13 protein-coding genes are annotated in these 18,600 nt (G+C 51.1%); 6 read left to right on the top strand and 7 right to left on the bottom strand.

Annotation, left to right across the window (positions count from 1 at the left end; all coding sequences use genetic code 11):
* Positions 1-2 precede the first annotated feature (2 nt).
* The 4 genes from ruvX to P8J86_00540 are packed head-to-tail and all read right to left on the bottom strand — an operon-like array spanning position 3 to position 2,897.
* Positions 3-437, bottom strand: coding sequence for a Holliday junction resolvase RuvX (ruvX, locus tag P8J86_00555; GenBank protein ID MDG2053175.1), 435 nt, complete (start codon positions 435-437; stop codon positions 3-5).
* Positions 418-1,497, bottom strand: coding sequence for a mannose-1-phosphate guanylyltransferase (locus tag P8J86_00550; protein ID MDG2053174.1), 1,080 nt, complete (start codon positions 1,495-1,497; stop codon positions 418-420). The genes ruvX and P8J86_00550 overlap by 20 nt, the downstream gene beginning before the upstream one ends.
* Positions 1,498-1,539: 42 nt before the next feature.
* Positions 1,540-2,154 (bottom strand): helix-hairpin-helix domain-containing protein, encoded by a 615-nt coding sequence (locus P8J86_00545; protein MDG2053173.1) that lies wholly within the window; start codon positions 2,152-2,154, stop codon positions 1,540-1,542.
* On the bottom strand, positions 2,151-2,897 hold the full coding sequence (locus P8J86_00540; protein MDG2053172.1) for a lysophospholipid acyltransferase family protein: 747 nt from the start codon (positions 2,895-2,897) through the stop codon (positions 2,151-2,153). Before P8J86_00540 ends, P8J86_00545 begins: the two co-directional genes overlap by 4 nt.
* A 150-nt stretch (positions 2,898-3,047) precedes the next feature.
* Between P8J86_00540 and carB the strand changes: the two genes are divergently transcribed.
* Positions 3,048-6,638 carry a carbamoyl-phosphate synthase large subunit gene (gene carB / locus P8J86_00535; GenBank protein ID MDG2053171.1) on the top strand — a complete coding sequence of 1,197 codons (3,591 nt, stop codon included), beginning with the start codon at positions 3,048-3,050 and terminating at the stop codon, positions 6,636-6,638.
* A gap of 12 nt (positions 6,639-6,650) precedes the next feature.
* On the top strand, positions 6,651-7,868 hold the full coding sequence (nuoH, locus tag P8J86_00530) for an NADH-quinone oxidoreductase subunit NuoH (protein ID MDG2053170.1): 1,218 nt from the start codon (positions 6,651-6,653) through the stop codon (positions 7,866-7,868).
* 267 nt (positions 7,869-8,135) lie between these two features.
* Here nuoH and arsS read toward each other — a convergent pair whose 3' ends face one another.
* Positions 8,136-9,152 (bottom strand): arsenosugar biosynthesis radical SAM protein ArsS, encoded by a 1,017-nt coding sequence (arsS, locus tag P8J86_00525; protein MDG2053169.1) that lies wholly within the window; start codon positions 9,150-9,152, stop codon positions 8,136-8,138.
* Positions 9,153-9,167: 15 nt separating this feature from the next.
* The gene (gene arsM, locus P8J86_00520; GenBank protein MDG2053168.1) at positions 9,168-10,151 is read right to left on the bottom strand and encodes an arsenosugar biosynthesis arsenite methyltransferase ArsM; all 984 of its coding nucleotides are present in this window, start codon (positions 10,149-10,151) and stop codon (positions 9,168-9,170) included.
* A 766-nt stretch (positions 10,152-10,917) separates the two neighbouring features.
* Here arsM and P8J86_00515 point away from each other — a divergent pair.
* Positions 10,918-12,366 carry a hypothetical protein gene (locus P8J86_00515; protein ID MDG2053167.1) on the top strand — a complete coding sequence of 483 codons (1,449 nt, stop codon included), beginning with the start codon at positions 10,918-10,920 and terminating at the stop codon, positions 12,364-12,366.
* Positions 12,367-12,722: 356 nt separating this feature from the next.
* Entirely contained in the window at positions 12,723-14,375 is a 1,653-nt protein-coding gene (locus P8J86_00510) for a porin (GenBank protein MDG2053166.1), read from the top strand.
* Positions 14,376-14,429: 54 nt separating this feature from the next.
* Here P8J86_00510 and glmS read toward each other — a convergent pair whose 3' ends face one another.
* Positions 14,430-16,268: a glutamine--fructose-6-phosphate transaminase (isomerizing) gene (gene glmS, locus P8J86_00505; GenBank protein MDG2053165.1), complete on the bottom strand. Its 1,839-nt coding sequence runs from the start codon at positions 16,266-16,268 to the stop codon at positions 14,430-14,432.
* 288 nt (positions 16,269-16,556) lie between these two features.
* Here glmS and P8J86_00500 point away from each other — a divergent pair, with 288 nt between their 5' ends.
* Together P8J86_00500 and P8J86_00495 are read left to right on the top strand one after the other, a co-directional pair.
* On the top strand, positions 16,557-17,744 hold the full coding sequence (locus P8J86_00500) for a replication-associated recombination protein A (protein MDG2053164.1): 1,188 nt from the start codon (positions 16,557-16,559) through the stop codon (positions 17,742-17,744).
* A gap of 214 nt (positions 17,745-17,958) precedes the next feature.
* On the top strand, positions 17,959-18,558 hold the full coding sequence (locus P8J86_00495; protein MDG2053163.1) for a 5-formyltetrahydrofolate cyclo-ligase: 600 nt from the start codon (positions 17,959-17,961) through the stop codon (positions 18,556-18,558).
* The last annotated feature ends 42 nt before the right edge of the window (positions 18,559-18,600 follow it).

Genomic DNA, 18,600 nt, shown 5'->3' with positions numbered 1-18,600 from the left:
TTTTACTGAGCCTCAATGTAATCGCGAAGAATGTGCGTAGCGGCAAGGGCGTCACGCAGCTTTTTTTTCTGTTGGTGTGTTCGTCCAGTTTGTGCCATGTCGGCATCAGCAGCAGCGCTTGTGAGTCGCTCATCTTGGAAGACAACTGGAATACTCAGTTGTTCAGAGAGCGTCTCTCCTAGTGAAGTAACGCGTTTCGCTTGTGGGCCATGGCTGCCATCCATATTGAGCGGGAGGCCAATCACCAGCATGGCTGCATCATGTTCATGAGCGGCTTTGGCAATTGCATCGAACAAAGCGGCCCCTGGTGGTAAGACAAGTGCGCCAATAGGTGAGATAATGCCCGATCGATCATCGCCAGCCGCCAGGCCAGTGCGTTTTTCACCAAGATCGATACCGAGATATCGCATGAGCTTGCTAGCGCAGCGAGGGGTCAACCTGCTGAGCAAGGTCCTTTACCTGCTGGTCGCATTCAAAGGGTAAAACCAGCGTTGCATCGGCGGTGTGAATGACAATCATATTCTCAGCGCCGATGGTTGTGATGGTGTGCGTGGGATCATCAGTCACAGTCAGTACATTTTTTGAATTCACATGAACTGCCGGGCCGTTTGCCCGACAGCCGTGCTCATCTGCTGTCAGTGTGTCGGCGTAACTTGTCCAGCTACCGAGATCGAGCCACTGAACGTTCATTGGAACAAGACAAATATTCCAGCGATCATCGTTAGACACTGGTTCCATGATTCCATAGTCAACACTGAGTTTGGGTAGTGTTGGATAAATATCTGTGAGCACGTCCTGGCGTTGGGGGGTGTCCCACTTGCTTGCGATTTGGGTCAATCCAGCATGTGATTCTGGAGCGTATTGAGCCAATGCATTGAGGAATGAAGCGGCACTAAAGACAAACATTCCGCTGTTCCAGTCAAAATTCCCGGAAGCGAGATACGATTCAGCGGTGGCGATATCGGGCTTTTCGACAAAACGTTTTGCCGCGAACGAACCTTCGAATCCATTGATGGGGTCGCCCCGCTCAACATATCCATAGCCAGTGGCTGCATGTGTTGGCCGAATTCCGAATGTGACCATTCTGGAGGGGTCATCCTCTACCAGGCTCAGGGCTTTTTGAGTGGCTTGGGCAAATTCGCGTTGCGGTTCAATGATGTGGTCTGCGGCCAGTACGAGAAATATCGCTTCTGGATCTTGGTGGTGTAATACTGCAGCCGTAAGACCAACAGCATTCAGTGTGTCGCGCCCACAAGGTTCACCGAGAAACTGATCGGGGCCGAGATTGGGTAGCCCACTCTTGATGATCTCACGATGCTGTTCCGAAGCGCAGATGAGTTTTTTATCAGGATCAATAACACCATCCAGTCGTTGCATGGCAAGTCCCAGCAGTGACTGTTCATCAAAGATCTCGAGTAGTTGCTTGGGGCGTGCTCTTCGGCTCATCGGCCAGAGCCGTGTTCCAGAGCCACCAGCCATAATCATTCCATAACGCATGGGTGTTTCTCGCAGGCGCGTTTTTTGGTAGCGGTTGAGTGCTTACGCATGTTCCTTAATCTGACAGGCTGCAGCCACAAGTCGATCAGCTGAATCAAGGGAGGGATCGTCTTCTAAGGCGGCGGCGACCAGTCGTCGGGCTTGAGGCATCGATTCACCGAGTTGGCAGAGCATTGTGATTGCATCACGAGCAGCAACTTGAGCCCCCTTGTCGGTTGTGTTGGGTTCAGGGAGATGGATGTCAACACGTCCATGAAGTTCAGCGACAATTGACTCGGCGGTCCGTTTACCAATTTCTGGCAAAGTGATTAAGAACTTGATGTCCTTCTCGGCGATTGCCGCAGCGATTTGATCAACGGGGACGACGAGCGATCGAAGTGCGCGTCGTGTGCCAACACCCTTGACTGTTGTAAAGAGCTCAAAGAAAGACCGGTCACTGGCTGCTGCAAAGCCAACCAGTCGTGGGACAAAAGACGAGCCTTGCGACTGTGCTTCAAGGTAATGCAACGTATGGAACTCGATTTCTTCGCCTTGTTGGGCTTGTAATCGCTGTGTATCGACCGCAGTGATGAGAAGTTCATAGGTCACATGACCACAGGTGAGCATGGCCCGGCCTTGATCAACAGAATCCAGCTTTCCGGTAATCTTGGAGATCATGTTTCCATCCTATCAGGCTCTTGCACATGATCGCGAAGAGGCCACCCGCTGGCTTGGTGAAGCCGCTCTCTCAGCTGGTCGCTAATTTGTGACTTGTGCATGCCGGTTTCAAATTTAATGTAATCAATGAAGGTGATAGAGCTATGGCTGGGACGAAGCAGCGAGGGGAGCACCTGGTTTGTATCAGGGGTTCCCGAGATCCAAACAAGAAGGACTGGCGCATCGGTTTTGGAGACCAGGTAGCCGATCCCGTGGGCAAAAGGGCCAATCTCCTGTGGGGGCACCGCGATCTTACCCTCAGGGAAGATTCCCAGTACTTTTCCAGCATTCAGATGGGTCATGGCTTGGCGTAAGCCATGGGTATCTTGCCCCCTGCTGTTGAGATTAAGCGATCCAAGATAATTGACCAGAGGGCGGAAGAGTCGGGGAACCCCTCGGACCGACGTGATCCACCGAATATGGAATGGACACACGAACTGAACTAAAAAGGGATCAATCGATCCGCTGTGATTGCAGGCGACGATGAGCTTGCCTGGATTTCTCGTATCAGGCCGATATTCCAGCCCATACCCTTTGTATCGATGGATGAGCCAGAAAAAAGCCTCTCCGAATCGGAAAAGAGCACCATAGAACACTGATTCACCAGGTGTTCGTCGGAGCCATGGAATGAGCCAGTGGTAAGCGAGCGTGACGAGAATCAGAAGAGCACCGAAAACGATGCCGGTAATGGCATACCATGGCATGATTGATATACATTGGTCCTTCAGAAGGTGGGTGTCAACGGGCCACCCGCATTTCTTTATTTCTTTGCCTAAATTTTGTGTATAGCCCTCCAATACTGAGCCACATTATTGCGGGCGTGATAGGCTCATCAAAACCGGCGCATATTCGGCATGCCACGTCGCCAAGAACTAAAAAACATCCTCATTCTCGGTTCCGGCCCAATTGTGATTGGGCAAGGCTGTGAATTCGACTATTCAGGGACCCAGGCATGCAAAGCACTCCATGAAGAGGGCGTACGCGTGGTTCTGGTGAATTCCAATCCCGCGACGATCATGACTGATCCAGCCTTCTCGGACCGCACCTATATCGAGCCAATTACACCAGAAGCAGTTGCCAAGGTCATTGCCCGAGAGGCTGAAGCAGGCACACCAATCGATGCGTTACTTCCAACGCTGGGTGGACAGACAGCGTTGAACTGTGCCTGTGGACTTGAGGAGGAAGGCACCCTGGCCGATTTTGGTGTGGAAATGCTTGGTGCCGATCGTGAGATTATTTATCGCGCAGAGGATCGCAATATCTTCCGCGGGATCGTTGAGTCCTTGGGTCTCAAACAGCCACATGCCAAAACCGTGACAAGCCTCGAAGAAGCTCACGAGTTTCTTGAGACGGTGGGGCTACCGGCCATTGTTCGCCCCGCATTTACCTTGGGTGGGTTCGGTGGTGGAATTGCTTATAACCGCGATGAATTCAATAGCATCGTTCGCCGCGGTATCGGTGCTTCGCGTATCGGACAGGTGCAAATTGATCAATCACTCTTGGGTTGGAAGGAATATGAGCTCGAGGTTATTCGGGATCACAAGGACAACTGTATTGTCGTTTGTGGAATTGAGAATATTGACCCAATGGGGGTTCATACAGGAGATTCCATTACGGTCGCTCCCATCATGACGCTGACGGACAAGGAATATCAGCGAATGCGGGATGCTGCATTCGACATATTGCGTGCGGTTGGTGTGGATACTGGTGGAGCCAATGTCCAGTTTGCCATTGATCCCAAGACAAGCGACATGGTGGTGATTGAGATGAACCCTCGGGTTTCTCGTAGCTCGGCCTTGGCATCAAAGGCAACCGGATTTCCGATCGCACGTATCGCCGCAAAGTTAGCCATCGGATACACATTAGATGAATTGCGAAACGATATAACGGATACAACATCTGCATGTTTCGAGCCGTCAATTGACTATGTGGTGACAAAAATGCCACGCTGGACATTTGAAAAGTTTCCAGAGGCCGATGAGACGTTGACAACCCAAATGAAGTCTGTTGGTGAAGCGATGAGTATTGGTCGCACCTTCCAAGAGAGCTTTCAGAAGGCCATCCGATCGATGGAGGTCAAGCGTTTTGGGTATGGGCTAGACAAAAATGACAAGTGGCTTCAAGCGCGACGCGCGCTGACGCTTCAGGGCATGGATCCAGATGGCGATCTGCCCGATAATGTTTTTGAGAGTTTGACCACTGCCGACGGAGCGCCGTTGCAGTGGCCAATTCCTGAAGAGATGCTGGTTCGTAAGTTAACTGTGCCGAGCCAGGGGCGTATGTACTTTATTCGGTATGCCTTCAAAATGGGTATGTCTGTTGATCGTATTCATGAACTGACGCGGATTGATCCGTGGTTCTTGGACCAACTTGAGCAGTTGGTTGAGTTTGAAAAAATACTTTGTCAGTACACATCATTGGACCAAGTGCCCAAGGAAATCATCTTCAAAGCGAAGCAGCTTGGGTATAGTGATCCGCAATTGGCATTCCTCTACCTCGGCGATATTTCAATAGACAAGATTCTAGAGGTGCGTCGCTACCGTAAGTCATTGGGAGTTGAGCCAGTCTTTAAAGTGGTTGATACTTGTGCGGCAGAGTTTGAGGCGCTGACGCCATACTATTATTCAACGTACGAGTCGCCTTATCTTGTCAATGGTAAAGAGGTCTCCGATGATGAAGTGCGAATTAGTGATCGCGCTAAAATCGTTATTCTTGGCGGTGGTCCCAATCGAATAGGGCAAGGCATCGAGTTTGACTACTGCTGTTGTCAGGCCTCATTTGCTTGCAAAGAGATGGACTTTGAGTCCGTCATGATCAATTCCAATCCGGAGACAGTGAGTACTGACTTTGATACATCAGATCTTCTTTTCTTTGAACCGCTCACATTAGAAGACACGCTGAATGTGATAGAACGGCTTAATGGTGGCGGTATCGACGCGGTGGATCGCGAAGGCAACGTGGAAGGCTGTGTTGTACAGTTTGGTGGTCAAACACCACTCAATTTAGCCCACGGCTTGGTTGCTGCTGGTGTGCCTCTCATTGGCACGAGTCTCGATTCAATTGATGCAGCTGAAGATCGCGATCGATTTAAGACCATTCTCGATGAACTCAAGATTCATCAGCCAGCAAATGGAATTGCATATTCACTTGAGCAAGCAAAAGTCATTGCAGATTCAATTGGTTATCCAGTTCTTGTTCGACCCAGCTATGTTCTGGGCGGCCGCGGTATGGAGATTTGCTATGACGAGTCTGCCATCAATACCTATATGCGTACCGCTGTCGATGTGAGCGAACTGGCAAGCGCGCCAGTATTGATCGATCGCTTTCTTGATGAAGCAGTCGAAGTGGATATTGATGTTGTTGCTGACTTTGAGCCTTCGGCAAGTCCAGGTCGATCTAGTTTGATGGGAAATTCTGATAAATCCAGAGCGATTGTTTGCGGTGTGATGGAACACATCGAAGAAGCGGGCGTGCATTCAGGTGACTCTTCATGCACGATCCCCCCATTTTCATTGTCAGCAGACATTGTCAAGCAAGTCAAACAACAGGCTCGGCGCCTGGCAGAGAGACTGCGGGTCCGCGGGCTTATGAATGTTCAGATGGCCATCAAGAACGGCCAGATCTTTGTTTTAGAGGTGAATCCACGTGCTTCGCGTACGGTGCCATTTGTTGCCAAAGCGAAGGGTGTGCCTTGGGCACGAATTGCTGCAAAGGTGATGATGGGCGCGTCACTTGAGTCACTTAATGTGCAGGAGGTGCCGGACAGCAACTTCTTTGCAGTCAAGGAACCGGCCTTTCCATTCGATCGGTTCCCGGGAGTGGATGTCATTCTTGGTCCGGAGATGCGATCGACCGGTGAAGTGATGGGCATGGATTTGGTCCTGCCGGTTGCCTTGGCAAAGGCCCATATGTCGACGGGTATCTATTTGCCGTCGGAGGGAAATGTATTCCTTTCAGTGCGTGACTCTGATAAGCCGCATGTGACTGATATTGCTCGTCAGCTGGTGTCGATGGGCTTTTCTGTTTATGCGACTGAGGGCACTCATGAACAGCTCCGTCTCCAGAATGTGGAGACCACTATTTTGCGAAAGATTTCAGAGGGGGCTCGCCCTAATATTCTGGACATGATCACCAATGGTGAAATTGCCCTTGTCATCAATACGCCCACTCGGACAGGTGCGGATACTGATGAGGGGCGGATTCGGGCAACAGCGGTGCTTGCTGGCGTGCCCATGATTACGACACAGACTGGTGCTCGGGCCGCAGTTCAGGCGATAGCGGCCCTACAGGCAGGCACGTGGTCTGTCGCCGCCCTGCAGGATTACTTCCCCAACCTGGCAAGGGGGCAGTCGCAGCATGCGTCTATCCCGGTTCAAGCTGGGTTGGCTGGTCATAAAAACCCCACCGATCCATCATCACTCGCAGGCGAGTGCATCGATCGTTAAACTGCTGGTTCAATGACACCCATCCTTGCCCAATCTCCTTGGCCCCAATTCTGTGTTTCAGTTGTGATGTTGGTCCTGATTCTCCATGTCATATTGGGGGCTGGTGCGTATTTCATCTTGCTCGAGCGAAAGGTCTGTGCATGGGTGCAAGATCGTGTCGGTCCGAATCGTGTCGGTCCACTGGGACTTCTGCAGCCCATCGCTGATGGCCTGAAGCTCTTTTTGAAAGAGGATTTCATACCAGCAGGCGTTGATCGCACCTTGTTTATTTTGGCGCCTGCATTTGCTGTCATCCCTGCGATGATTGGTTTCGCCATCATTCCATGGGGCGGTCTTTGGGAAACAACATCATGGTCGGTGTACATCATGGTGGCCGATATCAATATTGGTGTCATCTACCTGGTGGCAACGGCTTCACTAGGCGTTTACGGCGTCGTGCTTGGTGGTTGGGCTTCAAACAATAAGTACAGCTTCTTGGGTGGATTGCGTGCTTCAGCGCAGATGATCAGCTATGAAATCCCAATGGGTCTCGCACTGCTTTGCATCATCCTTACAGCTGGCACCCTGATGCCTCAGGAGATTGTCGCCAATCAGATTGAGGGTCAGTGGTATTTAGTGCAGCAACCACTGGCAGCAATCATTTTCTATATCTGCTTGTTGGCAGAGGCCAACCGGGCGCCATTTGATCTCGCTGAGGCTGAGCAAGAGCTCGTTGGTGGTTGGCACACAGAGTACTCATCCATGAAGTGGGCATTGTTCTTCCTTGGTGAGTATGCCCATCTGTTTGTTGGTAGCGCCTTCTTTGTCACACTGTTTATGGGTGGGTGGTCACTTAATCCGTTTTGGGGATGGGACCTTCCTGTTGCTGGTGGTCTCGCGTTGATCCTCTGTCAGATGGCGATCGTAATGGGCAAGATATTCTTGCTCGTGCTTCTTGCCATGGTCGTGCGATGGACGCTGCCACGTTTTCGTTTCGATCAGCTGATGCGGCTCGCCTGGGAAGGCATGATCCCGGCGACTTTAGTTCTACTGCTTGTGACTTCGGTGGTGACATTCCTTGGATGGCTTCATTACATGTGGCTTGCATCCATCGTGACACTGTTTTTCTTTTGGCTGGTTCGTCCCATGTTGCCCAAACAGCCAGATCCAAACCGTCGCATTGGCTTGGTCGGCAGTCGTTTTAGCCCCGCCGCGCCTGAGCCCGGTGGTGACACCGCCAGTGAGCGATAGAAAATTAAACTGCATTGCGCAAAGAACAGACGCTGATCAGTCGGAGCGTCGATCAGCGCCTGTCATAAGTTAAGAGAAGCGATGCACTGCGGCTGCCAGACGAGTTGAGCGGCAGTGCTTTATGTCTTTACATTGACAATGTAAGTAAAGAGACCGGTGTGTGACAAGTCAATTGCAGATAAAAGTGGTAAGAGATCAACAATAATTGCAATGTAATGCCTCTAAGAGGGCATTTTCTATGTCTCTTTGCAGTCGTTAAGTGGTTGACTAAAGCAATGAGCCACTACAACTGCTACCACAGCCTGCAGTACAGCCATAGCAGTGGTCGGCAGTAGCAATGGTGCGCTCGCGGATATCTTCAAAGCTCAAATCCCAGATTTTCTTACCAGCGGGAAACAATGAAGGAATATCGAGGGCCTGGTTGAAGTCGCAATCAAACACCATTCCCTGTGAATCAATGTTCACCAGATGGCGGCACATCAATGCTTCTATGGTCTCAGGATTGAAAGCATCGATCAGTAGCTGCATGTATTGCTCAAGTTCTCCGGCTCGCTCCAGTTGATGGCGCCAGCGTTTGATAGGCATGTTGGCAATGGTCCAAAGTTCGTTGAATTCAATATCCACTTGATCGCGGAGCTTCTGGCGATAGATCGGCTGGAGCTCAGCTTGTGAAGGAGGCAGAACAGGGCCAACCGGGTTAAAAACGAGATTCAAGACGAGATCGGGATCACGCCCATACCCGACAGCGCAGAGTGCTCTTAGGCCTTCTATTGATGCGTCAAAGGCACCTCGGCCGCGCTGCTTATTGACATTGCTTGCCTCATAACAAGGCATCGATGCCACGACCTGCACACAATGAGTAGCTAAGAAATCTGGAACCCAATCAAAGGTCTCACCGTTCCTTGGGTTCTTCCATCCAATGATTGTTGGATTGCATCGATCGATGACTTGCAGGTCAAGCTCTCTAAATCGCTCAACCATCCAGCGAAAGTTGGGATTCATCTCTGGGCTGCCACCGGTGAGGTCAACTATCTTTAACCACGGTTGGTTGGCAGTCCATTCGACGACACGCTGTGCCGTTTCCAGCGTCATGTTCTCATCTTCTCCCGTTCGTGAGGGCGAGGACTCCACATGACAATGCCGGCAGGCTAGATTGCAAACAGCACCAATATTGATTTGCAGAGTGGTCGGATGTTGAGATGCTTGTAGAGCATGATCGAAGCACCCTTTTACAGTCTGTTCAAAGTGGGCTTGATCGAAAATGGGTAGTTCAACGGATACCATCGGGCGCATCTGCGGCTAGCAGCAGCCTCCGCCTGAGTCATGCCATGTTGGTGGCGTTACAGTCAGATCTTTGAGGGCCATCTTTCGAAGTGCCTTCGCAGTCTTGTCACAGACTGGCATCGGCATACCAGCTGGTAGTACGTGTCCAGCACCATCGTCAAATGAGTCCTTCTGGCCACTGTAAATTGCTGTTTGCCCAGTGAAAATGCATGGTCCATCTTTAGCTGCGGGTGTTTTGATGGCTGTGACCTCGACAGTTTCCAGAAGGACGTCTTCATCTAAGGGATACCGTTGGCAGTCAAGGAGGCGGTAGGGGCGGCGGCTTCTGACCATGACCGTACCGAAGCCAGCGGCAGTGATTTCGCCAAGGTAGTGCTCGAGTGTGGGGCATCCTGATAGGCAGGCGGCGCGCAGCCTTGCATCTTCTCTGAGGGCGAGCGGTAACTGATAGGGGGCGACGGGGTCTGACATCGCAAGACGCCCGGAGGGTTTCATGACGCGGTGCATCTCGCTCAGCGCCTTGGCAAGATCATCCCCATCATCAGCTGTTGTGAAAATATTGAAGAGGCAGTTTTGTGCAGCGAAGTCGATTGATTCAGCTTCAACGGGTAGGTCTAAGGCATCCCCATCACAGATTGTCACAAAACTGGGATCAAACCAAGGGTTGATGCGAGCAGCTTCTTCTAGATTTTGTTTGGCTACTTCCCGCATCTCCTCAACTGGATCTATCGCAATGACTCCGCCAGGTCTCCGGGTGAAGTAAGCCAGCTGAAGTGCTTCCAGACCACCCCCAATGCCCACATAAAGCACACGCTGGCCAGGTGACATGTCATCGGGATGCACCGTTGACCCACATCCATAGTTCATTTCATGCATGATCTGAGGGATGGTCAATTCAGGTAGATAGAGAGGAGACTGAGGTATGCAGCATAAGGCGGACTCTGGCGTCTCAGCAGCCTTTTTATAGACATCTCGGACAGTGGTGTGGTAGGTGGACATAGAAGTGCTCTTGCCTTGTATCTGCGTGGTATGGAAGGAGTATGTATGGTACGACTCGTTGAGGGCAAGATCCAAACCTCGATATTGGATCCATTTCTCGTCGATGGAGGGCGAAGATTTGCAACACCTTATAGATAGACTTGGTGGTATCTGGGAGCTTTTATTACTAGGTTTCAAAATCCGTTGGAGGGTCGGTGGTGCATATTGGCAGTGGCGGATAAGCACTGTTTTTGGTGAAACACCTCAAAGGCCAGGCTTCCTCAGACGAATTTCACATATATATAGGTATGGATGTTGGGTTTATCGGACAAAGCGTGGCAGATAGGTTTTTAAGAGTGTTGGGTAGGCTCGATAACTTCCTGACCTGGTTTTGGAAACCATTTTTGAGTATCTGAGGGTGGTTTTTTGCACTTTTTGCGCCCACAAACACAGACTAATTCAGGCTCTCAAATCAGATAATGCTTTTTTTTGGCTTAAAATCACAAGATTATTCATAAACCCTTCTATTGCAAGGACTTGAGTATTCGAGCCAGAATAAAAGTAGCCTTAGATAGTGGACAATTGTGGTTATTTGCGGTGGCTAGGTTTACCAACGGGTGGAAATCAGTATCATCCTGCCTTCAACAATCAGGGCCAGGATGGCCGATAGCGAACAATCGCGTCCGCACACTGCCGCGTTGGCAGGGAATGTGTCGGACGGGTGGATGTGAGGACCTGCAGCCCGGGAGGTGGTTTGTAGGTTCGTTTAGATGAGGAGATTCTATAGATGAATCGCGCCAAGCAGGTTGGCTTCGTGGCGGGTGCTGCAGCCTTGACCCTAAGTGGTCTTGTTATTGCAGATACCGATGCCGAAGCCAAGAACAGAGAACTGGAAGCTCGTCTGGCAGCAGCCGAGACGAAGATTAACCAGCTTTCAACAACAAACAATGACCAATGGCTTACCGATCAGCGTGCAGACGAGATCCGTGGTCTGGTCCAAGATGTTCTGGCCGACGCCGACACCCGAGCTAGCCTACTTCAAGGCGGCGTTACTTCGGGTTACCAGGATGGCTTCATGATCGTCAGCGCCGACAACAATTGGTCGCTGAAGATCAATGGTTTAATGCAGACTCGATGGGTCTGGAACCAACGTGCCGACAACGGTAATAACAAAAACAACAACGACGATAACTTTGGCAACAATGCTGGCTTCGAGCTTGCTCGTATGGCACTGAACTTCTCAGGTAATGTTGTTGATCCTTCATGGACCTACAACGTTCGCCTTCAGTTCGGCACCTACGGTGGTTACGGTGGCTACAGCACCTACGAAGGTGATAGCGGTGGCTACGGTGGTAACATCGACTGGGCCTACATCGACAAGGATCTTGGTGGTGGCCTCAGTGTTCGCATGGGTATCCAGAAGACTCCACTTATGCGTGAGTGGCAGGTCAATGCTGAAAATCAGCTGGGTATCGAGCGTTCACTCGTCAGTTACTACTTCCAGGACGGTGTACAGAATGGTCTGTCATTGGCTTGGGAAAGCGACATGTTCCGGATCCGTGCTATGTACGGTAACGGCGATGGTCAAGGTAGTGTTCAGTACGACAATTACGCCAACTCACAGCCTGCTTTCACAGCTCGTGCAGAGTTCTTGGCTGGTGGCACCTGGGACCAGTTTGAAAGCTTCACTAGCATGCCTGGTGATGAAGCTGGCATCCTTATCGGTGTAGCTGGTTCGTATGAGAACACCAAGAAGCGTTACGACGACGATTTTAAGAGTTCAAACAGTCGTAAGGCTCAATGGCGTGTTACTGGTGATGCTCAAGTTGACTTTGGCGGCGCTACACTTGCTGGTTCACTGACTTGGTCTGAGCAGCGTGTCAAAGATAATAATGATGACAAAGCAAACCCATGGGGTGCTGTTGTTCAGGCAGGTGTATTCGTCACTGATGATTGGGAAGTTTACGGACGTTTCCAGTTCTTGGACTACGACGAAGACATGTATGATGACATGTACATCTTAGCTGTTGGCCTCAATGGCTATCTTGGTGGAACAAACAACATCAAGTGGTCTACTGAAGTTGGCTATTCCTTTGGTAAGCTCAGCAGCCTTGCTGCAGCTGAGACAAGCGGTGCTAACAACGGTGCTGGTTACACGAACTGGTACTACGATGAAAAAGATAAAAACAAGACGGGCGAGTGGATGGTTCGAACGCAGTTACAGCTGTACTTCTGATACCACCCGTCCTTTTCACCCTATTCGATAGGGCGGACAGTGAAATCCTCCAAGGCCTCCCCTCACGGGGAGGCCTTTTTTATTAGTCGAATCGACAGCCTCTGTAATCCAAGTGGGTTTTGTTTGGCGGCGGGCAGTGGATCTGATCGCTGCGACAAGGCAGTTGGGGCATCATTTTCGATGTTTGAAATTTGATGTACTCGCTCATTTTCGAGAAGCCGCGATGCCTCTGGCCCAACAGCGGGTTTTTGGTGGCCGAAATAGCCCGTATGCGTCGATACATTATTGGTCCGGTAAACCAGGGCCTGGCGCGGTCGCCACGGTGAGGAATCCGGCTAAGCCTCCGTGGAGCTGGAGTGGATAGACGCATGGATGCGAATGAGAGACGAAGGCGGGGCCTAAGAGCCCTGTTGGGACTAAAAAGTAGAACGAACGCGCGTGCCGAGATACGTCCTTGGCAGTTTGGCAATTGGCTGAGCTGTCTCTCAGTCTGTTGCTTGGGCTTTCTGGTGGTTGGTGTTGTGGCTGCCGATTCAGGCGAAGATCTGACCATCACCCAAGATCAGCTCAAGCTCATGCAGGACAAGATTGATGCATTAGCCGCATCAAATGAGTCGATGCGCGGCGAGATTGATCAACTCCGCACCGAGCAAGCAGATGAATGGCTCAGTGAGCAGCGAGCGGAGGAGATTCGTGGGCTGGTTCAGGATGTTCTTGCAGATTCAGATACGCGTACCAGCCTGATGGGCGATGGTCTGATGGCAGGTTGGAAAGATCACTTCTTCCTCGCGAGCGCTGATGGCCGCTTTAAGCTGGAAATTGCTGGGCAGATGCAGGTTCGATTTCTCTACAACTGGCGAGATACCGGTGGATCCGGAGTTGATTCGGAGCTTTACGGTTTTGAAAATCCACTGACGCGACTGATCTTCAAGGGGCATGTCTTTGGTAAAGATATTCAGTATCACATTGCGGCGCGGTTCAATTTCGACTCTGGAATTCGATTTGAAAACCGGAATTTCGACCAACTTGTGAGGCGAGCAGATCAGAAGGCGCCACCAGGTTTCTATCTAGAAAGTGCTTGGATCCGAATGCGCCTCGGTGAAGGTTTGAGCCTCCGCATTGGTCAGTTTAAGCTTCCTTTTAATCGTGAAGAGCTTGTTTCTCTCCCTAATCAACTGGCAGCATCGCCTTCCTTGGTGAACCAGCGGATGTCGTTGGGATTTTCGCAAGGCGCTGAGCTGACGTACCTTGCTGGTGCTTTGAAGCTTTCTACTGCTTTCTCGAATGGCACATCGCTGCTGGAATTTGATGATCAAACGGGCTTTGCACCAACGTCAGCGACCACTCTTGATGCGAACTTTAACATCTCAAGTCGTATAGAAGTCCTCTTTAATGGCCAATGGGAACAGTTCCGTCAATTTACAAGTCCAGTGACGAATGAGTTTGGTTTGATGTTGGGTGTTGCAGGCTTCTATCAGCAAGGTGAGACGAACGAATCGGATTTACCTGGGCTGACCGTAAACGAGGTCCCAGAGGCGTACGGAGCAACCGTCGACCTGAGCGCTGACTGGGGCGGCGCCAGTCTATTTGGTGCGTTTCTCTGGAACCAAGGTAAGGGCTTTAACCTACGGGACGGCGGTGAGATGCGAAATACGACCCTCGGCTGGGTCATTCAGGGTGGCGTGTATGTGAGCCCCAAGTGGGAAGTGTTTGCCAGATATGAGGGTGGGTATGTTGATGCACGTAGGGCATCAAATAACGACAGAATTACCACTGGTGGTTTTGCAGGAAGTCCCGATCTCAGTATTGTGACGGTGGGCCTCAACAATTACATCGATGGTCAGGATGTGCGCTGGACGATCGACTGTGGTGTCTCGTTTACAGAGTTATCTCCCTATTGGGCTGACTCTCAGAGAAATATTGGATCACCAACAGGCTGGCTTGGCGATATCACAGGGAATCCTGGGACGCAGGTTCTATTGCGTACGCAATTCCAGCTCTTATTCTAAATTTTATCTTAGAGAATCACGAGGCCAGATCGACTTATGCGTTGATCAAGTGTTTTATTCGACGGTCACGCTTTTAGCGAGATTCCTCGGCTTATCAACGTCTTTGCCCCGAAGCACTGCGGCATGATATGCCAACAGCTGTAATGGCACGACTGTCAACATTGGCTGAAGTGGCTCAGGTACCGCCGGCACATAGAACACATCTTCACAGTGATCGCGGATTGATTCATCGCCTTCGGTTGCAACAGCAATCACATGCCCGCCTCGTGAGCGAACCTCTTCAATGTTGGAAATCACCTTGTCGTATTGACTGTTTCGGGGCGCCACGAAAACAACGGGCATGCCATTGTCAATGAGGGCAATTGGTCCATGTTTCATCTCTGCAGCGGGCATGCCTTCTGCATGGATATAGCTAATTTCCTTGAGCTTTAGCGCGCCCTCAAGAGCCACTGGATAGTTATAGCCACGTCCAAGGAAGAGCCAGTTTTCGCGGCTGACATATCGTTCTGTGACCGAACGAATGTGGTCACTTTGATCAACAACACGCTGAATATGATCAGGAATTGCTTCTAGATCCTGCATCAGGTTAGAAACGTATTCATGTGAGAGGAATCGACGTCGCCCAATAAACGCAGCAATCATGGTTGCGGTCATGAGCTGGCCAAGGAACGCCTTTGTTGAAGCAACTCCAATCTCTGGGCCAACCCGCAGATAAACGCCGGCATCAGTCTCGCGAGCGAGGGAGGATCCGACAACATTGACAATTCCAAGTGTTGTGGCGCCGCGAGCATGTGCTTCCTGAATGGCTGCAAGTGTGTCAGCGGTCTCGCCTGATTGACTGAGCGCAATGACGACTGTGCCCTCTTCGATAATAGGGTTGCGGTAACGAAACTCGCTCGAGAACTCGACCTCGCAGGGGATCTTGGCGAGATCCTCCATGAGATACTCGCCGACCATGGCAGCATGAAATGCTGTTCCCTGGCCCACAAAGATGATGCGTCGAGCTTTGACAAGTGTGCGAGCAAGGTCAGCAAGTCCACCTAATACAATTTTCCCTTCACGAGAGTCGGCTCGCCCTTTGAGGCACATGCGTAGTGCTTGTGCTTGCTCATGGATCTCTTTCTGCATGAAGTGGTCATATTGACCAAGTTCAATCTGTTCAAGATCAAATTCGAGCTCACGTACTTGTGGTGTGATTGGAACATTGTCCACCGTGGTGGTGCGAAAGGAATCTCTGGTGAGTCGTGCAACGGTGTAATCATCGAGTGTAAAAGCTTGTGTGGTATGAGCCACAATAGCACTCGAATCTGAGGCAACGATGTACTCATCCTTGCCTACGCCAACCATCAATGGCGATCCCTTTCTTGCCACGACAAGCACATCAGGCTCTGTTTTGCAGATGACAGCGATGGCATACGCACCGGTGACTTCACGCAGCGCCGCTTGGACGGCGGCTTCAAGATCTCCATCGTATAACTCACCAATGAGATGGGTCAGAACTTCGGTATCAGTATCAGATATGAAAACATGACCCCGGTCTTCAAGGTAGGTCTTAAGTGCCCGGTAGTTTTCGATAATGCCATTATGAATCAACGCTATGCCATGCCCCTTGGCTTGATCATCCATGTGGGGATGTGCATTCTGATCAGTTGGTTCGCCATGAGTGGCCCATCGTGTGTGGGCAATGCCGAGTGTGCCGGTTACGGGGGCATTTGATGCTGTGATCACTTCCTCTAGCACACGGACGCGCCCAGCAGTTTTGAGCAGTGTCAGTTCATCCATGAGTAAAGCGACGCCGGCGGAGTCATAGCCCCGGTACTCAAGTTGCTTGAGTCCCTCAAGAAGCACAGGTAATGCTGGTTTATTTCCGATATAAGCGACGATTCCGCACATAGTCTCCTCGGATCTTTATTTTCTGGGGTCTTAGCGACCTATCGGGCATTAACATCGCTCACAAGGGGAAAATCGATCATTCCATCGTAAGAAGTTCATTGAACCAACAACAGGCCAGTTCGGTGCAACCGCTCTAAATAGTATCCCTCCAGAACGGTTTATGGGGTAATGAACTCTTAGATATCAGGGATGGGAAAGGCTCCTGGTGAGCCCTCCAAGCGCCCCATAGATCATCATCGGTATTTTAATGGCTATTCCAGAGTCTGATAGCCGTTTACAATTGTATCTATGACCCAATCGAGTGATCTCTGGACTGAGCGACGTAAGCTCAATTGTGGCAAAGCAGCGCCCCTCGCAGCCCGGATGCAACCCCGAAGATTAGATGAGATTATCGGGCAACAGCACATTCTTGGGCCCGGCTGTCTGCTGGTTCGCATGCTCAATGCTGGTCGCTTGACCAGTGTTATTTTCCATGGACCACCCGGTACAGGCAAGACAGCATTAGCCAATGTTGTTGCCGGGATGGCTGGCGGTGAATTTCATTCAGCCAATGCAGCGATGCTTGGTGTCAAAGACCTGCGGCAGATTCTGCGCTCGAGTCGAGAGAGAGTTGAGCAGGGCCTTCATCCATCCATACTCTTTCTTGATGAGATCCATCGCTTTAGCCGGTCGCAACAAGATGTCTTGCTTGAAGATGTTGAAAAGGGACTGATCATTCTGATTGGAGCAACCACTGAGAATCCCGGTTTCTCTGTGAATAGTGCGCTTGTAAGCCGCTCTACCGTTTTTTCATTAACGCCGCTTACGGAATCAGAAGTCGTATTACTGCTCCAGCGTGCCTGTGAAGACGAACGAGGTTTCGGTGCACTCGATCTGAAGATCGATCGCCAAGCACTTAATCACTGGGCTCGAATTTGTGATGGGGATGCTCGTCGTGCACTCACGGCGCTCGAAATTGCCGTGCTGAGCCAGACCGCAGCACTCGATGAGGAAGCAGTCACTCACACGCGAATAGAGGTTGATCTTGCGTGTGCTGAGCAATCGATTCAAAAGAAAGCAATGGCTTGGGATGTGGCAGGCGAAGAGCACTACAACGCCATCAGTGCCCTCATTAAATCGATGCGAGCCTCAAAGGAAGAAGATGCTATTTCTTGGCTAGCGGTCATGTTGGAGGCTGGAGAGGATCCGCTCTTCATCGCCAGGCGTTTGGTCATCTTTGCCAGTGAGGATATCGGACTTTCGGACTCAAGTGCCCTTACCGTGGCCGTATCGGCCTGGATGGCGACTGAACGTATTGGAATGCCGGAATGCCAGATCACACTGTCACAGGCGGTACTCCATCTCAGCCGAGCGCCAAAGTCCCGAGAAGCGGCTGAAACGATTGCGGAGGCAATAAAAAACGTTCAGACCGAGCGTACCCCTGTGGTGCCTGCCGCACTGGCCGATCCCCGTAGTGTTCTGGGCCGACAGGCATGAACTTTGCATAAAGTTCGATTGTCTGGGTGACACGGCCGATACTTGTGGTAAAGGTATAGGTAGAAGACTGATCGAGAGATTGCTTTCGTCAGTGCCAGAATATTCCGGAAGCTACTCCGGGGTCTATTTTTAGGGGAGGTTCAGCGGCCTCAAGCACAAGCTCGATACCAATTGGTGACGCCTGTGCCATCTCTTCGGTTGCTGACCGTATGGTATGAACGACCAGAGTGATCTCAAAACACAATTACGAAAACGTATCTGTCAGCAGCTCACTGAATTGGACAGCGTGCAGCGACATAGCTTGTCCATTGCGGCTTGCCGTCGTGTTGCTGGATTAGAGATCTTCAGTCATGCCCTTACCGTCATGTTCTATATGCCGATCAGTGGGGAGGTCGATCTCACCCCGTTGGCGCTTTCGGCATTCGAGCAGGGCAAATCGGTTTGTGTGCCAAGAGTTGACTGGAATCGACATGTCATGTCGCCGGTCGAAGTGAACTCGTTTGATGACGAGGACATGGAGACCGATGAGCGAGGCATTCGCACGCCAGTCACTGGCCGTCCCGTCCCGATACGTGAAATCGACCTGGTCATTGTGCCAGGTCTTGCTTTTGATACCCACGGCAGACGTTTAGGTCGCGGGGGTGGATTTTATGACCGGTTCCTTTCCACACTGCGTGGTCGCACCACGACCGTCGGTTTGGTCTTTGACCAACAGATTGCAGCGATTGTTCCAGTGGATCCCCATGATGTCTCGGTCGACCTCGTCGTGACCGATCGACGCATGAGCCGGCGTGGACGTTTGATACCTTGCTGATTGAGCTCTCGTAGCTGGCCAGGATGGCGAGTGGCGATTCGA

It is taken from the genome of Phycisphaerales bacterium (assembly GCA_029268515.1).
In the GTDB taxonomy this organism is placed as follows: domain Bacteria; phylum Planctomycetota; class Phycisphaerae; order Phycisphaerales; family SM1A02; genus JAQWNP01.
Note: the sequence above shows the minus strand (reverse complement) of the source record. Positions and strands in the feature narration are given on the sequence as shown.

Coding starts and splice junctions, on each gene's coding strand:
- P8J86_00550 (MDG2053174.1), bottom strand. CDS start 1,497: ATGCGTTATGGAATGATTATGGCTGGTGGCTCTGGAACACGGCTCTGG.
- P8J86_00545 (MDG2053173.1), bottom strand. CDS start 2,154: ATGATCTCCAAGATTACCGGAAAGCTGGATTCTGTTGATCAAGGCCGG.
- P8J86_00540 (MDG2053172.1), bottom strand. CDS start 2,897: ATGCCATGGTATGCCATTACCGGCATCGTTTTCGGTGCTCTTCTGATT.
- carB (MDG2053171.1), top strand. CDS start 3,048: ATGCCACGTCGCCAAGAACTAAAAAACATCCTCATTCTCGGTTCCGGC.
- nuoH (MDG2053170.1), top strand. CDS start 6,651: ATGACACCCATCCTTGCCCAATCTCCTTGGCCCCAATTCTGTGTTTCA.
- arsS (MDG2053169.1), bottom strand. CDS start 9,152: ATGGTATCCGTTGAACTACCCATTTTCGATCAAGCCCACTTTGAACAG.
- arsM (MDG2053168.1), bottom strand. CDS start 10,151: ATGTCCACCTACCACACCACTGTCCGAGATGTCTATAAAAAGGCTGCT.
- P8J86_00515 (MDG2053167.1), top strand. CDS start 10,918: ATGAATCGCGCCAAGCAGGTTGGCTTCGTGGCGGGTGCTGCAGCCTTG.
- glmS (MDG2053165.1), bottom strand. CDS start 16,268: ATGTGCGGAATCGTCGCTTATATCGGAAATAAACCAGCATTACCTGTG.
- P8J86_00500 (MDG2053164.1), top strand. CDS start 16,557: ATGACCCAATCGAGTGATCTCTGGACTGAGCGACGTAAGCTCAATTGT.
- P8J86_00495 (MDG2053163.1), top strand. CDS start 17,959: ATGAACGACCAGAGTGATCTCAAAACACAATTACGAAAACGTATCTGT.